Raw genomic sequence first — 12,889 nt, forward strand, 5'->3', positions numbered from 1 at the left:
GGCCGGACATCTCAGACAGGCACCGTTTTCACCAGGCATCAGGTAACGAGACATGCAGATTCGACCCATCCTTGCCGCGTTGCGCCGCCATCGCATGGCCACCGTGCTGATCGCGCTGGAGATCGCGCTGGCCTGCGCGGTGCTGTGCAACGCCTGTTTCCTGATCGCCGGCCGGATCGACGCGATCCAGGTCGACAGCGGCGTCGACGAGGCCTCGCTGGCGACGGTGCAACTGGCCGGCTACGAGAACGCGCACGCGGTCGACCTCAACGCCCGCGTGCTGGCCGGGCTGGGCAGCATTGCGGGCGTGCAGTCGGTGAGCCTGCTCAACTCCATCCCGTTCGGCGCGCGCCGCGGCACCGCGGGCATCACCACGGACATGGCCGGCAAGCACTTCGGCGGCGTGGTCGAGTTCTACGTCGGTGGCCCGGGCAGCCTTTCGGCGTTGGGCACGCGGCTGGTTGCCGGGCGCAATCCGCAGCCCGACGATTTCCGTCCGTTCACCGCCTTGATGCCGGACGACGCCTCGGTGCAGGTGACGCGGGCACTGGCCGAGCACCTGTGGCCGGGCGCCGATCCGCTGGGCAAGGAGTTCTGGCTGGACAAGTCGCACTTTCGCGTGGTCGGCGTGATCGACCACCTGGTGCGACCCGACCCGGGCGGCTGGCCGGGCGACAGCCGCGACTGGTCGGTGTTCGTGCCGGCGCAGTCGAGTGTCTATCTCTCCGGCAGCTACCTGCTGCGCGCCGCGCCGACGGACCTGCCGCGGGTGTTGCGCGATGCCCGCGCCGCGATCGCGAAGATCGCCCCGGATGCGGTGCTCGACCAGGACGGCACGCAGACCCTCGGCGACCTGCGCACCCGCAGTTTCCAGAAGGACCGCGCGATGATCGGCATGCTGGTGGGCGTGATCGTGGCGCTGCTGCTGGTCACCGCCCTGGGCATCGTCGGCCTGGCCAGTTTCTGGGTGGCGCAGCGGCGGCGGCAGATCGGCATCCGCCGCGCCATCGGCGCCACCCGCCGCGACATCCTGCACTACTTCCAGACCGAGAACTTCCTGATCGTCAGCTTCGGCATCGTGCTCGGCATGGTGCTGGCCTATGCGCTGAACCTGCTGCTGATGACCCACTACGAATTGCCGCGCCTGCCGCTGGTGTACCTGCCGATCGGTGCCGCCGCACTGTGGCTGCTCGGCCAGCTCGCCGTGCTCGGTCCCGCGTTGCGCGCCGCCGCGGTGCCGCCGGTGGTGGCGACCAGGTCGGTGTGACGAACAAGGGTGCACCCCAGCAGGTGATTTTGGTGCTTGAAGGGAAGGGGGGGAGCAACATGGTTGGCTACTACATCCACATGGCGGCGCGCAGCCTGCGGCGAAACCCGGTCCTCACCGGCTTGATGGTGCTGGCGATCGGGCTGGGCATCGGCGCCAGCATGACGATGGTCACCGTGCTGCACGTGATGACGGACGACCCGCTGCCGGGGCGCAGCGCGCAGCTCTACACGCCGCACATCGATCCGCTGCCACTTGACTACAAGCAGGACGGCGGCGGTCCCGACGCCAGCGACAACCTCACCTGGCCCGATGCGATGGCGCTGCTCACGGCGCGACGCGCGACGCGACAGGCGGCGATGGCAGGCGGCAATCTGTTGTTGCGTCCCGACCGGGCAGGAGTACGGCCGTTCTATGTGGCCGGCAGATATACCAGCGCGGACTTCTTCACGATGTTCGGCGTGCCGTTCGTGCACGGCGGCGGCTGGAGCGCCGCTGACGACGCGGCCGGCGCGCAGGTGGTGGTGTTGACCGAGACGGTGGCGCGCAAGCTGTTCGGCACCGCCGATGCGGTGGGGCGCACGGTGCGGTTGGGCGAGCACGATTACCGGCTGGTCGGGGTCACCACCGACTGGGCACCGAAGCCGTTGTTCTACGCCGACAACGTCGGCAACCAGTACAGCGATGCGGATCAGTTCTTCCTGCCCTTCTCTGTTGCGGTGAACCAGGATCTCCAGGTCAGCGGCAACCAGTCCGGCTGGGGCAAGGATGAGAGCGCGTCCAAGCGCAGCGACACGACGACCTGGCTGCAATTCTGGGTGCAACTGGACACGCCGGCGCAGGTAGCGGCGTACCGTCAGTATCTGGTCGACTACTCGGCGCAACAGAAGGGGCTGGGTCGTTTCCAGCGCCCGCCCGCCAACGCGAAGTTGTACAGCCTGATGGGCTGGCTTGCGCATGAAAACCTGGTGCCCACGGACGTGCGCCTGCAATTGTGGCTTGCGCTGGGTTTCCTGTTCGTCTGCATGGTCAACATCGTGGCGTTGCTGCTGGCCAAGTTCCTGCGCCGCAGCGGCGAGATCAGCGTCAGGCGTGCGCTGGGCGCGCGCCGGCGCGACATCTTCGTCCAGTTCGGCGTCGAGTCGGCATTGATCGGAGTGGCCGGCGGTGCGCTGGGCCTGGCCGTGGCCCAGCTGGGCCTGTGGAGCATCCGCCAGCGGCCCGACGACTACGCCAGGCTGGCGCAGATGGATGCATCGATGCTGCTGGGCACCCTGATGCTGGCCGTGCTCGCCAGCATGCTGGCCGGCTTGCTGCCGGCCTGGCGCGCCTGCCGGGTGCCGCCGGCGCTGCAGCTCAAGGCCATGTAGCGCGCCTTGCGTCCGTTGGAACCGGCGTGGCCGGCTTCCTTCACGAAAGACAGGTAACCATCATGCAACTGCGACCGATTCTTTCCACCCTGCGCCATCACAAGCTCACATCCATCCTGCTGACCCTGCAGGTCGCCTTCACTTGTGCGATCGTCTGCAACGTGGTGTTCATGGTGGCCAAGCGCGTGGAGCGTGCCAGCGTGGCCACCGGCATCGTCGAGAACGAGTTGTCGGTGATCCACAGCAGCGGCATCGAGAAGAACGAGAACAAGCAGGCGCGCAACCAGGCCGATCTTGCCGCCTTGCGCGCGATTCCCGGCGTGACATCGGTGGCGGCGGTGAGTTATTCGCTGCCGTTGAACCACAACAGTTCCTCACGCGGCGTCTGTCCCGACCAGGCATCACTGCAACGCGCGATGCAGCAGCGTTCCGCCGATGGCACGAGCTGCATGACGCCAAGCATTTACGATGGTACGCCGGGGCTGATCGATACCCTTGGCCTGCATCTCGTCGCCGGACGCCGGTTCCAGCCGGACGACTACGTCGTGGGCATGGGGCATACGCCGGCGGTAGCCATCATCAGCAGCGCGCTGGCCCGGCGCCTCTACCCGAACCAGTCGGCGCTGGGCAAGGACATGTACCTGGGCCATTCTGTCATCCGCGTGGTGGGTATCGTGGAGACTTTGCTGCGCCCGAGTCTGCGCGATCCGGGCACGGAGGGCGACAGCATGCTCTGGCCGCAACTGCCCGACCTTTCCGGCGTCACCTACCTGTTGCGCAGCGCGCCGGGCGATCGCCGGCGCGTGCTCGAGGCTGCCGAGGCCGCTCTGCTCAAGGTCAGCGCCAGCCGTCTCATCGATCCCAGGCGGGTGCAGACCTATACGCAGATCCGCCATGACTATTTCCAGCGCGACACCACCATGATCGGCCTGCTGGTGGCTTCCGCCTCGGGCCTGCTGTTCGTCACGGCACTCGGCATCGCCGGACTGGCCAATTTCTGGGTGCAGCAGCGCTGGCGCAGCATCGGCATCCGGCGCGCGGTCGGCGCCACGCGCGGCGACATCCTGCGCTACTTCCAGGGCGAAAACTTCCTGATCGTCGGCGCCGGCATCGTGCTCGGCGGCGTGCTGGCGGTGCTGCTCAACCTGCTGCTCATGGCGCACTACGAGCTGCCTCGCCTGCCGCTGTGGTACTTGCCCATCGGCGCGGCGGTACTGTGGGTGCTCGGCCAGCTGTCGGTGCTGTCGCCGGCGCGGCGTGCAGCGCGCGTACCGCCGGTGGCGGCGATGCGTTCGGCATGACCATGCTATCTGGCACGGGTTGTCGGCATCGCGCGGCGCCACAATCCTGCCGGCCCCCCCCCATTTTCCTGCAGAGGATACCGTCCAATGAAAACCTTGCCCTTGCTGATCTGCGCGGCCCTGCTGGGTCCGGTCACTATCCCGGCCAGCGTGCTGGCCACCCCGACCGCGCAAGGCGCTGTCAAGGCGGACGTGGCCACTCGCGTGCGGGCGCTCAACTCGCTGCTGGCCGGGCAGTGGCAGTACACGCTGAAGAACAGCCCCGAGTTCGCCACCATCCTGGGCGACTTGCGCTACAACGACCACTGGAGCGATGTCTCGCTGGCGCATGTGCGCGCGGACCATCAGGCGACGGCCGATTTCCTCAAGCGCTTCGAGGCGATCGACACCAGCGGCTTCCCCGACAGCGACAAGTTGAACCAGCAGTTGATGGTGCGCCAGCTGAAGGATTCGCTGCGCTCCTACGACCTCAAGCTCTACGAGATGCCGCTGGACCAGATGAGCGGCGTGCATATCGCGCTGGCCGGCTTCGTCAGCTCGATCCCGTTCAACAGCACCAAGGAATACGACGACTATCTGGCGCGCCTGAGGTTGGTACCCAAGCTGTTCGACGAGGTCACCGTGTTGGCGCGCAAGGGCATGGCGGACAAGATGATGCCGCCGAAGTATCTGCTGGAAAAAGTGGTCAAGCAGATCGCCAGCATCGAGCAGCCGGCCGGCATGGACAGCGTGTTTGCCGAGCCGCTGAAGCATTTCCCCAAGTCGGTGCCGGAAGCCGACCAGAAGCGCCTGCATGACGCCATCCTCGCCGCGATCGACCACGACGTGCGCCCGGCCTACGCGAAGCTTGGCAAGTTCGTGGCGGACGACTACGCACCGCACGGACGCAGCCAGCCCGGCGTGTGGGACCTGCCCAACGGCGAAGCGATCTATCGCTTCCAGGTCGAGCAGATGACCACCACCCACGAGACTCCGCAGCAGATCCACGAGATCGGCCTGGCCGAGGTCAAGCGCATCGAGGGCGAGATGACCGAGATCGCCCACGCGCAGGGCTTCAAGGACCTGGCCAGTTTCCGCGCCTCGCTGAAGACCAACCCGAAGACGCATGCCACCTCGCGCGAGGACATCCTCAATCGCTATCGCGGCTACATCGCCGGCATGGAACCGGAGCTGCCCAAACTGTTCGGGCGCCTGCCCAAGACCGAGGTGGTGGTCAAGCCGGTGGAGAAGTTCCGCGAGAAGGAGGCCGCGGCGGCCGAATACCATCAGGGCACGCCGGACGGCTCGCGGCCCGGGCAGATCTTCGTCAACACCGGCGATTTCGCCAACCGCAGCGTGCTGACCATCGAGTCAACCGCCTACCACGAGGGTATCCCGGGCCATCACCTGCAGATCTCGATCGCGCAGAGCCTGCCCAAGCTGCCGCCGTTCCGCCAGCAGGCCGGCTACACCGCCTACATCGAGGGCTGGGCGCTGTATTCCGAGCAGTTGGGCAAGGAGGTGGGCTTCTACAAGGACCCGCTGTCCGACTACGGCCGCCTGTCCGACGAGCTGCTGCGCGCCGACCGCCTGGTGCTGGACACCGGCGTGCACTACAAGCACTGGACCCGCCAGCAGATGGTCGACTTCTTCCACGCCCATTCCAGCGAGGATGAGCCGGACGTGCAGGCCGAGACCGACCGCTACATCACCTGGCCCGGCCAGGCGCTGGCCTACAAGACTGGCGAGCTGAAGATCCTGGCGTTGCGCGCGCGGGCCAAGCAGGCGTTGGGCGACCAGTTCGACATCCGAGCCTTCCACGACGAGATCCTCGGCGGCGGCGCGCTGCCGCTGGACGTGCTGGAGGACCGCGTCAATGACTGGATCGCCGCGGTGAAGGCCGGCAAGGCGCCAGCGCATCCGATGGCGATCTAGAGGTTGGTCCCTTGTAGGGCGGGCACCGCCCGCCATCGTCGCGCCGCGGGACGGCCGGCGGGCGGTGCCCGCCCTGCGCGCGACGTGCCGTTCTTGCCATCGGGGCTTGCATAGCCCGATGGTCATGGCAACCTTGTGGGCACGAGCGGCATCCATGCCCGCATGTGCAGAAAACGTATGACCCGAACCGTACTCATCATCGACGACAACCCCGCGGTGGGCGAGGCGCTCTCGCTGGCGCTGTCGCTGCACGAGATCCGCCCGCTGACCGCGCTGACGCCGGAAGACGGGCTGGCCGTGCTGGAGCGCGACGCCGTCGACGTGGTGATCCAGGACATGAACTTCACTGCCGACACCACCTCGGGCGAGGAGGGTGTGGAGCTGTTCCGCGCCATCCGCGAGCGCCATCCCGACCTGCCGGTGATCCTGCTCACCGCCTGGACGCACCTGGAAACCGCGGTGGAACTGGTCAAGGCCGGCGCCGCCGATTACCTGGCCAAGCCGTGGGACGACCACAAGCTGCTGGCCACGGTGGAGAACCTGCTGGAGCTGTCCGAATCCAGCCGCGAGCTGAGCCGCAGCCGGCGCGAGCGGCGCCAGCGACGCGAACAACTGCGCAGCAAGTACGACCTCGACGGGCTGGTGTTCGCCTCCGAGGCGATGGGGCGCACGCTCAACCTGGCCTGCCAGGTCGCCCGCTCCGACGTGCCGGTGCTGATCACCGGCCCCAACGGCACCGGCAAGGAGCGCATCGCGGCGATCGTGCATGCGAACTCGGCGGTGAAGCGCGGGCCGTTCGTGGCGGTCAACTGCGGCGCGCTGCCGGGCGAGCTGATCGAGGCGGAACTGTTCGGCGCCGACGCCGGCGCCTACACGGGCGCCAACAAGGCGCGCGAGGGCCGCTTCGAACTGGCCGACGGCGGCACCCTGTTCCTCGACGAGATCGGCAACCTGCCGCTGCCCGGCCAGATGAAACTGCTGCGCGTGCTGGAAACCGGCCAGTTCGAGCGGCTCGGTTCAGGCAAGACGCGCCAGGTCAAGGTGCGCGTGCTCAGCGCCACCAACGCAGATCTCAAGGCGATGATCCAGGCCGGCACCTTCCGCGAGGATCTGTACTACCGGCTCAACGTGATCGAGGTGAACCTGCCGCCGCTCACCGAGCGCACCGACGACATCCTGCCGCTGGCGGAATTCTTCCTCGACGGCCGCGCCGAACTGGGCGACGCGGCGCGCGAGGCGATGCAAAGTTATTCGTGGCCGGGCAATGTGCGCGAGCTGAAGAATGCGATCGAGCGCGCCGCGCTGCTGGCCGGTGGCAGCCCGATCACGCCGGAGCTGCTCAACCTGCCGCAACATGCGGCGGTGTCAACCCGCAACCTGGACGAGCCCAGCCGCGACGCCGTGGAGGATGCCTTGCAGCATGCCGGCGGCGTGGTCAGTCGTGCCGCGCAGCAGCTTGGCCTGTCGCGCCAGGCGCTGTACCGGCGGATGGAGCGCTACGGGCTGGCCACCTCGGGCTGACCGGGGCGGCCTTGCCGCCACGCAGGCGGCGGACAAAGATGCGCGATCGGAAAGACGGGAGATACGCGATGAAATTCCGAGATCTGTTGATCCCCTGCGCGATGCTGCTGGCCGGCACCGTGGCGGCGCAGTCGGCCGCGCCGCAGAGTGTGTCGCGCGACGATCGCTGGGATGCCGCACCGCCGGCGACCAGCTCGACGAGCTACCGCAGCGCACCGACGCTGCCCGGCAACGACGCCCGTGGCGTGTTCCGGTTCAAGCAGGCGAAGCATCAAGGTCCCGCCTATGCGCCGCCGCCGCAGGCCAACGACAAGGCTGCCGTGATGGGCAAGCCGCGACCGTGGCAGAACGGCCGGCCGCCAGTCGATTGCGCGGCGCAGCCGAGGGATCCGGCATGCCGCTGATACGGCGGACGGCTGATCTCCGGGTGGCGGCAGCCAGTACGGCCGCCATCGCGTGCATCGGCCGGAGCGGTGCCCCATGTGGCAACACCTGAGTTCGCTGCGCGCCCGGCTGAGCCTGCTGCTGGTCGCCGCCGGCATGGTCGGCGGCCTGATCCTGGCCGGCGTTACCCACTGGCCGTTGCCGCAGCTGCTGGCATGGCTGCATGGCGGCATGGGCCAGGACGCGGCGGCGCCGACCCCGGTCACCGCCACCGCCACCACGGCGGCGTCTGTGCCGATGTCGCCGCAGGACCTCTATGTCGTGCTGGCGGTGGGACTGGTGCTGCTGGTGCTGGCCGCGATCTGGCTGGCCGGGCGCGCGCTGGACCCGGTGAGCCGTCTGCTGCGGGCGCTGGAAGGCGCGGTGGCCAGTTATCGCGACGGTGATTTCAGCTTCTCCATCGCGGCCAACCGCCGCGACGAACTGGGCAAGCTGATCCGCATGCACAACGAGCTCGGTCACACCTTGCGCGAGCAGCGCCAGCACCTGGCGCAACGCGAGCTGCTGCTGGACACGGTGGTGCAGAACACGCCGGTGGCGCTGGTGCTCACCGACGCCTCCGGCCGCGTGGCCTACGCCAACATCGCCTCGCGGCATCTGTTCAACGAGGGGCGCAGCCTGGCCGGGCTGGATTTCGCCGAGCTGCTGGCCGAGGCTCCGCAGGTTCTGCGGCAGGCGGTGGAGAGCGGCGAGGACGCGTTGCTCACGGTCGACATGGACGGCAGCGACGAAACCTTCCACCTGTCGCAGCGCGCGTTCCGGCTGCAGGGGCGGCCGCATCGACTGCATTCATTCCGGCGCATGACGCGGGAACTCTCGCGCCAGGAGGTGGCCACCTGGAAGCGCGTGATCCGGGTCATCAGCCACGAGCTCAACAATTCGCTGGCGCCGATTTCCTCGCTGGCCCATTCGGGCGCGGAGCTGGCCCGGCGCGGCGACGTCGATCGCCTGCCCGGCGTGTTCGCCACCATCGGCGAGCGGGCCCGCCACCTGCACGGCTTCATCGCCGGCTATGCCAGCTTCGCCAAGCTGCCGGCACCGCGACCGGTCGCGGTGGAGTGGGCGGGTTTCCTGGAGGGCCTGTCGCTGCATTGCCGCTATCGCCTGGCCTCCGCCGCACCGGAGCGGGCCGGCTGGTTCGACGCCGCGCAGATCGAGCAGGTGCTGATCAACCTGATCAAGAACGCCCATGAGGCCGGCGGCCCGGACGACGAGGTCACGCTGTCGATCCATGACGGCGGCAACGAGACGCGAGTGGAGGTATCCGACCGCGGCCCGGGCATGAGCGAGACGGTGCTGGCACAGGCGTTGTTGCCGTTCTATTCGACCAAGCGCGCCGGCACCGGCCTGGGCCTGGCGCTGGCGCGCGAGATCATCGAGGCGCACGGCGGCCGGGTGCTGCTGGCCAACCGCGAGGGTGGCGGCCTGCGGGTGACCTTGCTGTTGCCGACCGCCAAGGCGCCGCCGCGCGGCTGATCACGGGCGCGCGGGCTTGTCTCCCGATCCGGCCAGGCCGGAGAAATCCGCGCTGGAGGTCTGGTCGAGTTTCCTGCGCTGCGATTGCAGCGGTTCGCCGGTGACCTGGAACCACACGTTCTCGGCGATGTTGGTGGCGTGGTCGCCGATGCGCTCGATGTTCTTGGCCATGAACAACAGGTGCGTGCACGGGGTGATGTTGCGCGGGTCTTCCATCATGTAGGTCAGCAGCTGGCGGAAATAGCCGGTATAGGCCTCGTCCAGCACGGTGTCGTTCTTCCACACTGCGTGCGCGCGCTCGGCATCGCGCTCCTGGTAGGCCGCGAGCACCTCGCGCACGCCGGTGGCCGCCAGTCGCGCCAGGTGTTCCAGGCCCCTGGCCGGCTGCACTGGCGCCACCATCGACAAGGGGATCGAACGTTTGGCCACGTTGGCCGCGTAATCGCCGATGCGCTCGATGTCGGCCGCCGTGCGCAGGGCCGCGAACACGTTGCGCAAGTCGCCGGCCATCGGCGCGCGCAGCGCCAGCAGGCGGACCACGTCGTGGCTGATGTCGTGCTCCATCTGGTCGATCGTGTCGTCGTTGTCGACCACGCGCTGCGCGGCGCGCTCGTCGCGCCGCTCGACCACGTCGATCGCCGCCTCCAGCTGCTTCACGGACAACTCGCCCATGCGCACGATCTCGGCGGTGAGCCGGCTCAGTTCGGTGTCGTAACTCTTGATGATGTGGTCTGTGCCAGTGTTCATGATGTGCCTCTGCTTGTTCCTTCTCCCTTTGAGAGAAGGTGCCCCGAAGGGACGGATGAGGGTTCGGGGCGGAGCGAAGCATCGCGCTTCGCCCGGACCCTCACCCCAACCCCCCTCCCATGGGGAGAGGGGCTTTCAGTCGATCAGCCAAACCGCCCGGTGATGTAGTCCTCGGTCTGCTTCTTGTCGGGCTTGGTGAAGATCTTCTCGGTCTTGTCGAACTCGATCAGCTCGCCAAGGTACATGAAGGCGGTGAGGTCGGAGACGCGTGCGGCCTGCTGCATGTTGTGGGTGACGATGACGATGGTGAACTCGCTTTTCAGCTCCTCCACCAACTGCTCGATGCGGCCGGTGGCGATCGGGTCGAGCGCCGAGGTGGGTTCGTCCAGCAGCAGCACCTCGGGTTTCAGCGCGATCGCGCGGGCGATGCACAGGCGTTGCTGCTGGCCGCCGGAGAGGCCGAGCGCGTTCTGCTTGAGCTTGTCCTTCACCTCGCCCCACAGCGCCGAACTGCGCAGCGCCTGCTCGACGCGGCCTTCCATGTCGGACCTGGACAGCTTCTCGTGGTGGCGGATGCCATAGGCGACGTTCTCGAAGATCGTCATCGGGAACGGCACCGGCTTCTGGAACACCATGCCGATCTTGCTGCGCAGGCGGTTCATCGAATAGCGCGGGTCGAGGATGTTCTCGCCGTCGAGCAGGATCGAGCCGGTGGCCCGCAGCTTCGGATAGATCGCGTAGATGCGGTTGAAGATGCGCAGCAGGGTGGACTTGCCGCAGCCGGACGGCCCGATGATCGCGGTGACCTGCTTCTCGGGGATATCCATGTCGATGCCTTTCAGCGCATGGAAATCGCCGTAGTGGAAGTGCAGGTCGCGCACGGTGAACTTGGGCGACGCCACCGGCAACGGCCGGGCGGCGAGGGCGGGATCAGTCATGGGACACCTTGGTGCGGGAAAGGATCAGGCGCGAGGCCAGGCTCAGCAGCAGCACGAACATGGTGATCACGAACGCGCCGGCCCACGCCAGCGCGTGCATCGATTCGCCCGGGTCGTTGGCGTACTGGTAGATGATCTGCGGCAGGCTGGACATCTTCTCCATCGGGTTGATGGCCATGTAGTTGTTGCCGAAGGCGGTGAACAGCAGCGGTGCGGTCTCGCCGCTGATGCGCGCCAGCGCCAGCAGCACGCCGGTGATGATGCCCGAGCGCGCGGCGCGGATCAGGATCTGCACGGTCAGCTTCCACTGCGGCACGCCCAGCGACAGCGCGGCCTCGCGCAAGGTGGATGGCACCAGCCGCAACATCTCGTCAGTGGTGCGCACGATCACCGGCAGCGCGATCAGCGCCAGCGCCACGCCGCCGGCGAAGCCGGAGAAGGTGGTGTTGCCGTGGGTCAGCGCCGTGCTGGGCAGCACGATGATGGTGTAGACGAACAAGCCCATCACGATCGACGGCGCGGACAGCAGGATGTCGTTGAGGAAGCGGATCGACTCCCCCAGCTTCGTGCGGTTGGCGTACTCGGCCAGCCAGGTGCCGGCCAGCACGCCGATCGGCGTGGCGATGCCGATGCCGATGAAGTTGATCACCAGGCTGCCGACCATCGAGTTCAGCAGGCCGCCGTCCTCGCCATAGGCGGTGATTTTGGTGAACAGTTTCAGGTCCAGCGCGCTGATGCCCTGGCGCAGCGTTTCCCACAGGATCCAGGCGAGGAAGGCCAGCCCCACCAGGGTGGCCAGCATGCTCATCGTCATCGCCAGCGCATTGGTGATCCGCCGGCGCAGGTAGAGCGCGTTCATCAACGTCCCTCCTTGCTCGCCAGGCGGCGCAGCATCAGGCGCGCGATCAGCAGCACGATGAAGGTGACCACGAACAACAGGAAGGCCAGCGCCATCAGTGCGGACTTCTGCAGGCCGGCGGCCTCGCTGAACTGGTTGGCGATGGTCGAGGCGATCGAGGTGCCGGGATCGAGCAGCGAGGCCGACAACTGCATCGCGTTGCCCAGCACGAAGGTCACCGCCATGGTCTCGCCCAGCGCGCGGCCGAGGCCGAGGAAGATGCCGCCGATCACCGCCGAGCGGGTGTACGGCAGCACGATGTCCCACGACACTTCCCAGGTGCTGGAACCCAGCGCATAGGCCGATTCCTTCAGCCGCGTCGGCACGGTCTGGAACACCTCGCGCATCACCGAGGAAATGAACGGGATGATCATGATCGCCAGCACGATGCCGGCGACCAGGATGCTGGCGCCGAACGGATAGCTGCTGCCGAACAGCTTGCCCACGAACGGCACGTGCTCGGCCACCCACGACAGCTGGCCGTCGTCGGGCTGGTTGCCGAGGTTGTTGGTCAGCCACGGCTTGACGTGTTCGGCGAAGAACGGGGCGAAGATGAAAAGCCCCCACATGCCGTAGATGATCGAGGGGATGCCGGCCAGCAGTTCGATCGCCGAGGCCACCGGCGTGCGCAGCCAGGTCGGCGCCACTTCGGAGAGATAGACGGCGATGCCGAAACTCACCGGCACCGCGATCAGCAGGGCGATGAACGAGGTGGCCAGGGTGCCGTAGACCGGCACCAGGGCGCCGTAGACCTCGTTGCCCGGGTCCCATTCGGAGCTGACCAGGAAATGCCAGCCGAACGTGGCGAACGCGTCGCGCCCGCCCCACAAGGTGGCCGCGGCGGCGCCGAGCAGGGACGCCAGCACCAGCAGCGCGCAAGCCTTCAACAGCCAGCGGAACAGCCGCTCGTGACGGGCGTCGCGGCGGCTGCGCTGTTCCAGGATGTCGGTGGTGATGGCAGTCGTCATGCGGGACTCGGTGACCGGCTGGTGATTGAACAAACCCCGTTCCCC

At 67.6% G+C, this 12,889-nt stretch carries 11 protein-coding genes; 7 read left to right on the top strand and 4 right to left on the bottom strand.

The window, feature by feature from the left end:
- Positions 1-52 precede the first annotated feature (52 nt).
- The 7 genes from B1991_RS01230 to B1991_RS01260 all read left to right on the top strand — a co-directional run bounded on the left by B1991_RS01230 (position 53) and on the right by B1991_RS01260 (position 9,293).
- Positions 53-1,267 (top strand): ABC transporter permease, encoded by a 1,215-nt coding sequence (locus B1991_RS01230; RefSeq protein ID WP_136256887.1) that lies wholly within the window; start codon positions 53-55, stop codon positions 1,265-1,267.
- Between the two features lie 59 nt (positions 1,268-1,326).
- Positions 1,327-2,637: an ABC transporter permease gene (locus B1991_RS01235; protein ID WP_136256888.1), complete on the top strand. Its 1,311-nt coding sequence runs from the start codon at positions 1,327-1,329 to the stop codon at positions 2,635-2,637.
- 62 nt (positions 2,638-2,699) lie between these two features.
- Positions 2,700-3,938 (top strand): ABC transporter permease, encoded by a 1,239-nt coding sequence (locus B1991_RS01240; RefSeq protein ID WP_136256889.1) that lies wholly within the window; start codon positions 2,700-2,702, stop codon positions 3,936-3,938.
- An 87-nt stretch (positions 3,939-4,025) separates the two neighbouring features.
- The gene (locus B1991_RS01245; protein ID WP_136256890.1) at positions 4,026-5,852 is read left to right on the top strand and encodes a DUF885 domain-containing protein; all 1,827 of its coding nucleotides are present in this window, start codon (positions 4,026-4,028) and stop codon (positions 5,850-5,852) included.
- A 177-nt stretch (positions 5,853-6,029) separates the two neighbouring features.
- Positions 6,030-7,373, top strand: coding sequence for a sigma-54-dependent transcriptional regulator (locus B1991_RS01250; RefSeq protein ID WP_136256891.1), 1,344 nt, complete (start codon positions 6,030-6,032; stop codon positions 7,371-7,373).
- Positions 7,374-7,441: 68 nt separating this feature from the next.
- Positions 7,442-7,777: a hypothetical protein gene (locus B1991_RS01255; RefSeq protein ID WP_136256892.1), complete on the top strand. Its 336-nt coding sequence runs from the start codon at positions 7,442-7,444 to the stop codon at positions 7,775-7,777.
- Between the two features lie 76 nt (positions 7,778-7,853).
- Entirely contained in the window at positions 7,854-9,293 is a 1,440-nt protein-coding gene (locus B1991_RS01260; protein ID WP_136256893.1) for a sensor histidine kinase, read from the top strand.
- Here the strand turns inward: B1991_RS01260 and phoU are convergent, their stop codons facing one another.
- The 4 genes from phoU to pstC form a co-directional block, all read right to left on the bottom strand.
- Positions 9,294-10,040, bottom strand: a complete 747-nt coding sequence (gene phoU, locus B1991_RS01265) for a phosphate signaling complex protein PhoU (RefSeq protein WP_136256894.1) — start codon at positions 10,038-10,040, stop codon at positions 9,294-9,296.
- Between the two features lie 143 nt (positions 10,041-10,183).
- Positions 10,184-10,978, bottom strand: coding sequence for a phosphate ABC transporter ATP-binding protein PstB (pstB, locus tag B1991_RS01270; protein ID WP_136256895.1), 795 nt, complete (start codon positions 10,976-10,978; stop codon positions 10,184-10,186).
- Positions 10,971-11,837, bottom strand: coding sequence for a phosphate ABC transporter permease PstA (pstA, locus tag B1991_RS01275; RefSeq protein ID WP_136256896.1), 867 nt, complete (start codon positions 11,835-11,837; stop codon positions 10,971-10,973). Before pstA ends, pstB begins: the two co-directional genes overlap by 8 nt.
- A complete protein-coding gene (gene pstC / locus B1991_RS01280; RefSeq protein ID WP_136256897.1) occupies positions 11,837-12,844 on the bottom strand; it encodes a phosphate ABC transporter permease subunit PstC in 1,008 nt (335 codons plus the stop codon). The genes pstA and pstC overlap by 1 nt, the downstream gene beginning before the upstream one ends.
- Between the last annotated feature and the right edge of the window lie 45 nt (positions 12,845-12,889).

This window comes from Rhodanobacter lindaniclasticus, from assembly GCF_004799035.1.
GTDB lineage: Bacteria > Pseudomonadota > Gammaproteobacteria > Xanthomonadales > Rhodanobacteraceae > Rhodanobacter > Rhodanobacter lindaniclasticus.

What these genes read in the sequence shown, in the direction of transcription:
- B1991_RS01255 (WP_136256892.1), top strand. Translation starts at nt 7,442, where the DNA reads ATGAAATTCCGAGATCTGTTGATCCCCTGCGCGATGCTGCTGGCCGGC.
- pstB (WP_136256895.1), bottom strand. Translation starts at nt 10,978, where the DNA reads ATGACTGATCCCGCCCTCGCCGCCCGGCCGTTGCCGGTGGCGTCGCCC.
- pstA (WP_136256896.1), bottom strand. Translation starts at nt 11,837, where the DNA reads ATGAACGCGCTCTACCTGCGCCGGCGGATCACCAATGCGCTGGCGATG.
- B1991_RS01250 (WP_136256891.1), top strand. Translation starts at nt 6,030, where the DNA reads ATGACCCGAACCGTACTCATCATCGACGACAACCCCGCGGTGGGCGAG.
- pstC (WP_136256897.1), bottom strand. Translation starts at nt 12,844, where the DNA reads ATGACGACTGCCATCACCACCGACATCCTGGAACAGCGCAGCCGCCGC.
- B1991_RS01260 (WP_136256893.1), top strand. Translation starts at nt 7,854, where the DNA reads ATGTGGCAACACCTGAGTTCGCTGCGCGCCCGGCTGAGCCTGCTGCTG.
- phoU (WP_136256894.1), bottom strand. Translation starts at nt 10,040, where the DNA reads ATGAACACTGGCACAGACCACATCATCAAGAGTTACGACACCGAACTG.
- B1991_RS01230 (WP_136256887.1), top strand. Translation starts at nt 53, where the DNA reads ATGCAGATTCGACCCATCCTTGCCGCGTTGCGCCGCCATCGCATGGCC.
- B1991_RS01240 (WP_136256889.1), top strand. Translation starts at nt 2,700, where the DNA reads ATGCAACTGCGACCGATTCTTTCCACCCTGCGCCATCACAAGCTCACA.
- B1991_RS01235 (WP_136256888.1), top strand. Translation starts at nt 1,327, where the DNA reads ATGGTTGGCTACTACATCCACATGGCGGCGCGCAGCCTGCGGCGAAAC.
- B1991_RS01245 (WP_136256890.1), top strand. Translation starts at nt 4,026, where the DNA reads ATGAAAACCTTGCCCTTGCTGATCTGCGCGGCCCTGCTGGGTCCGGTC.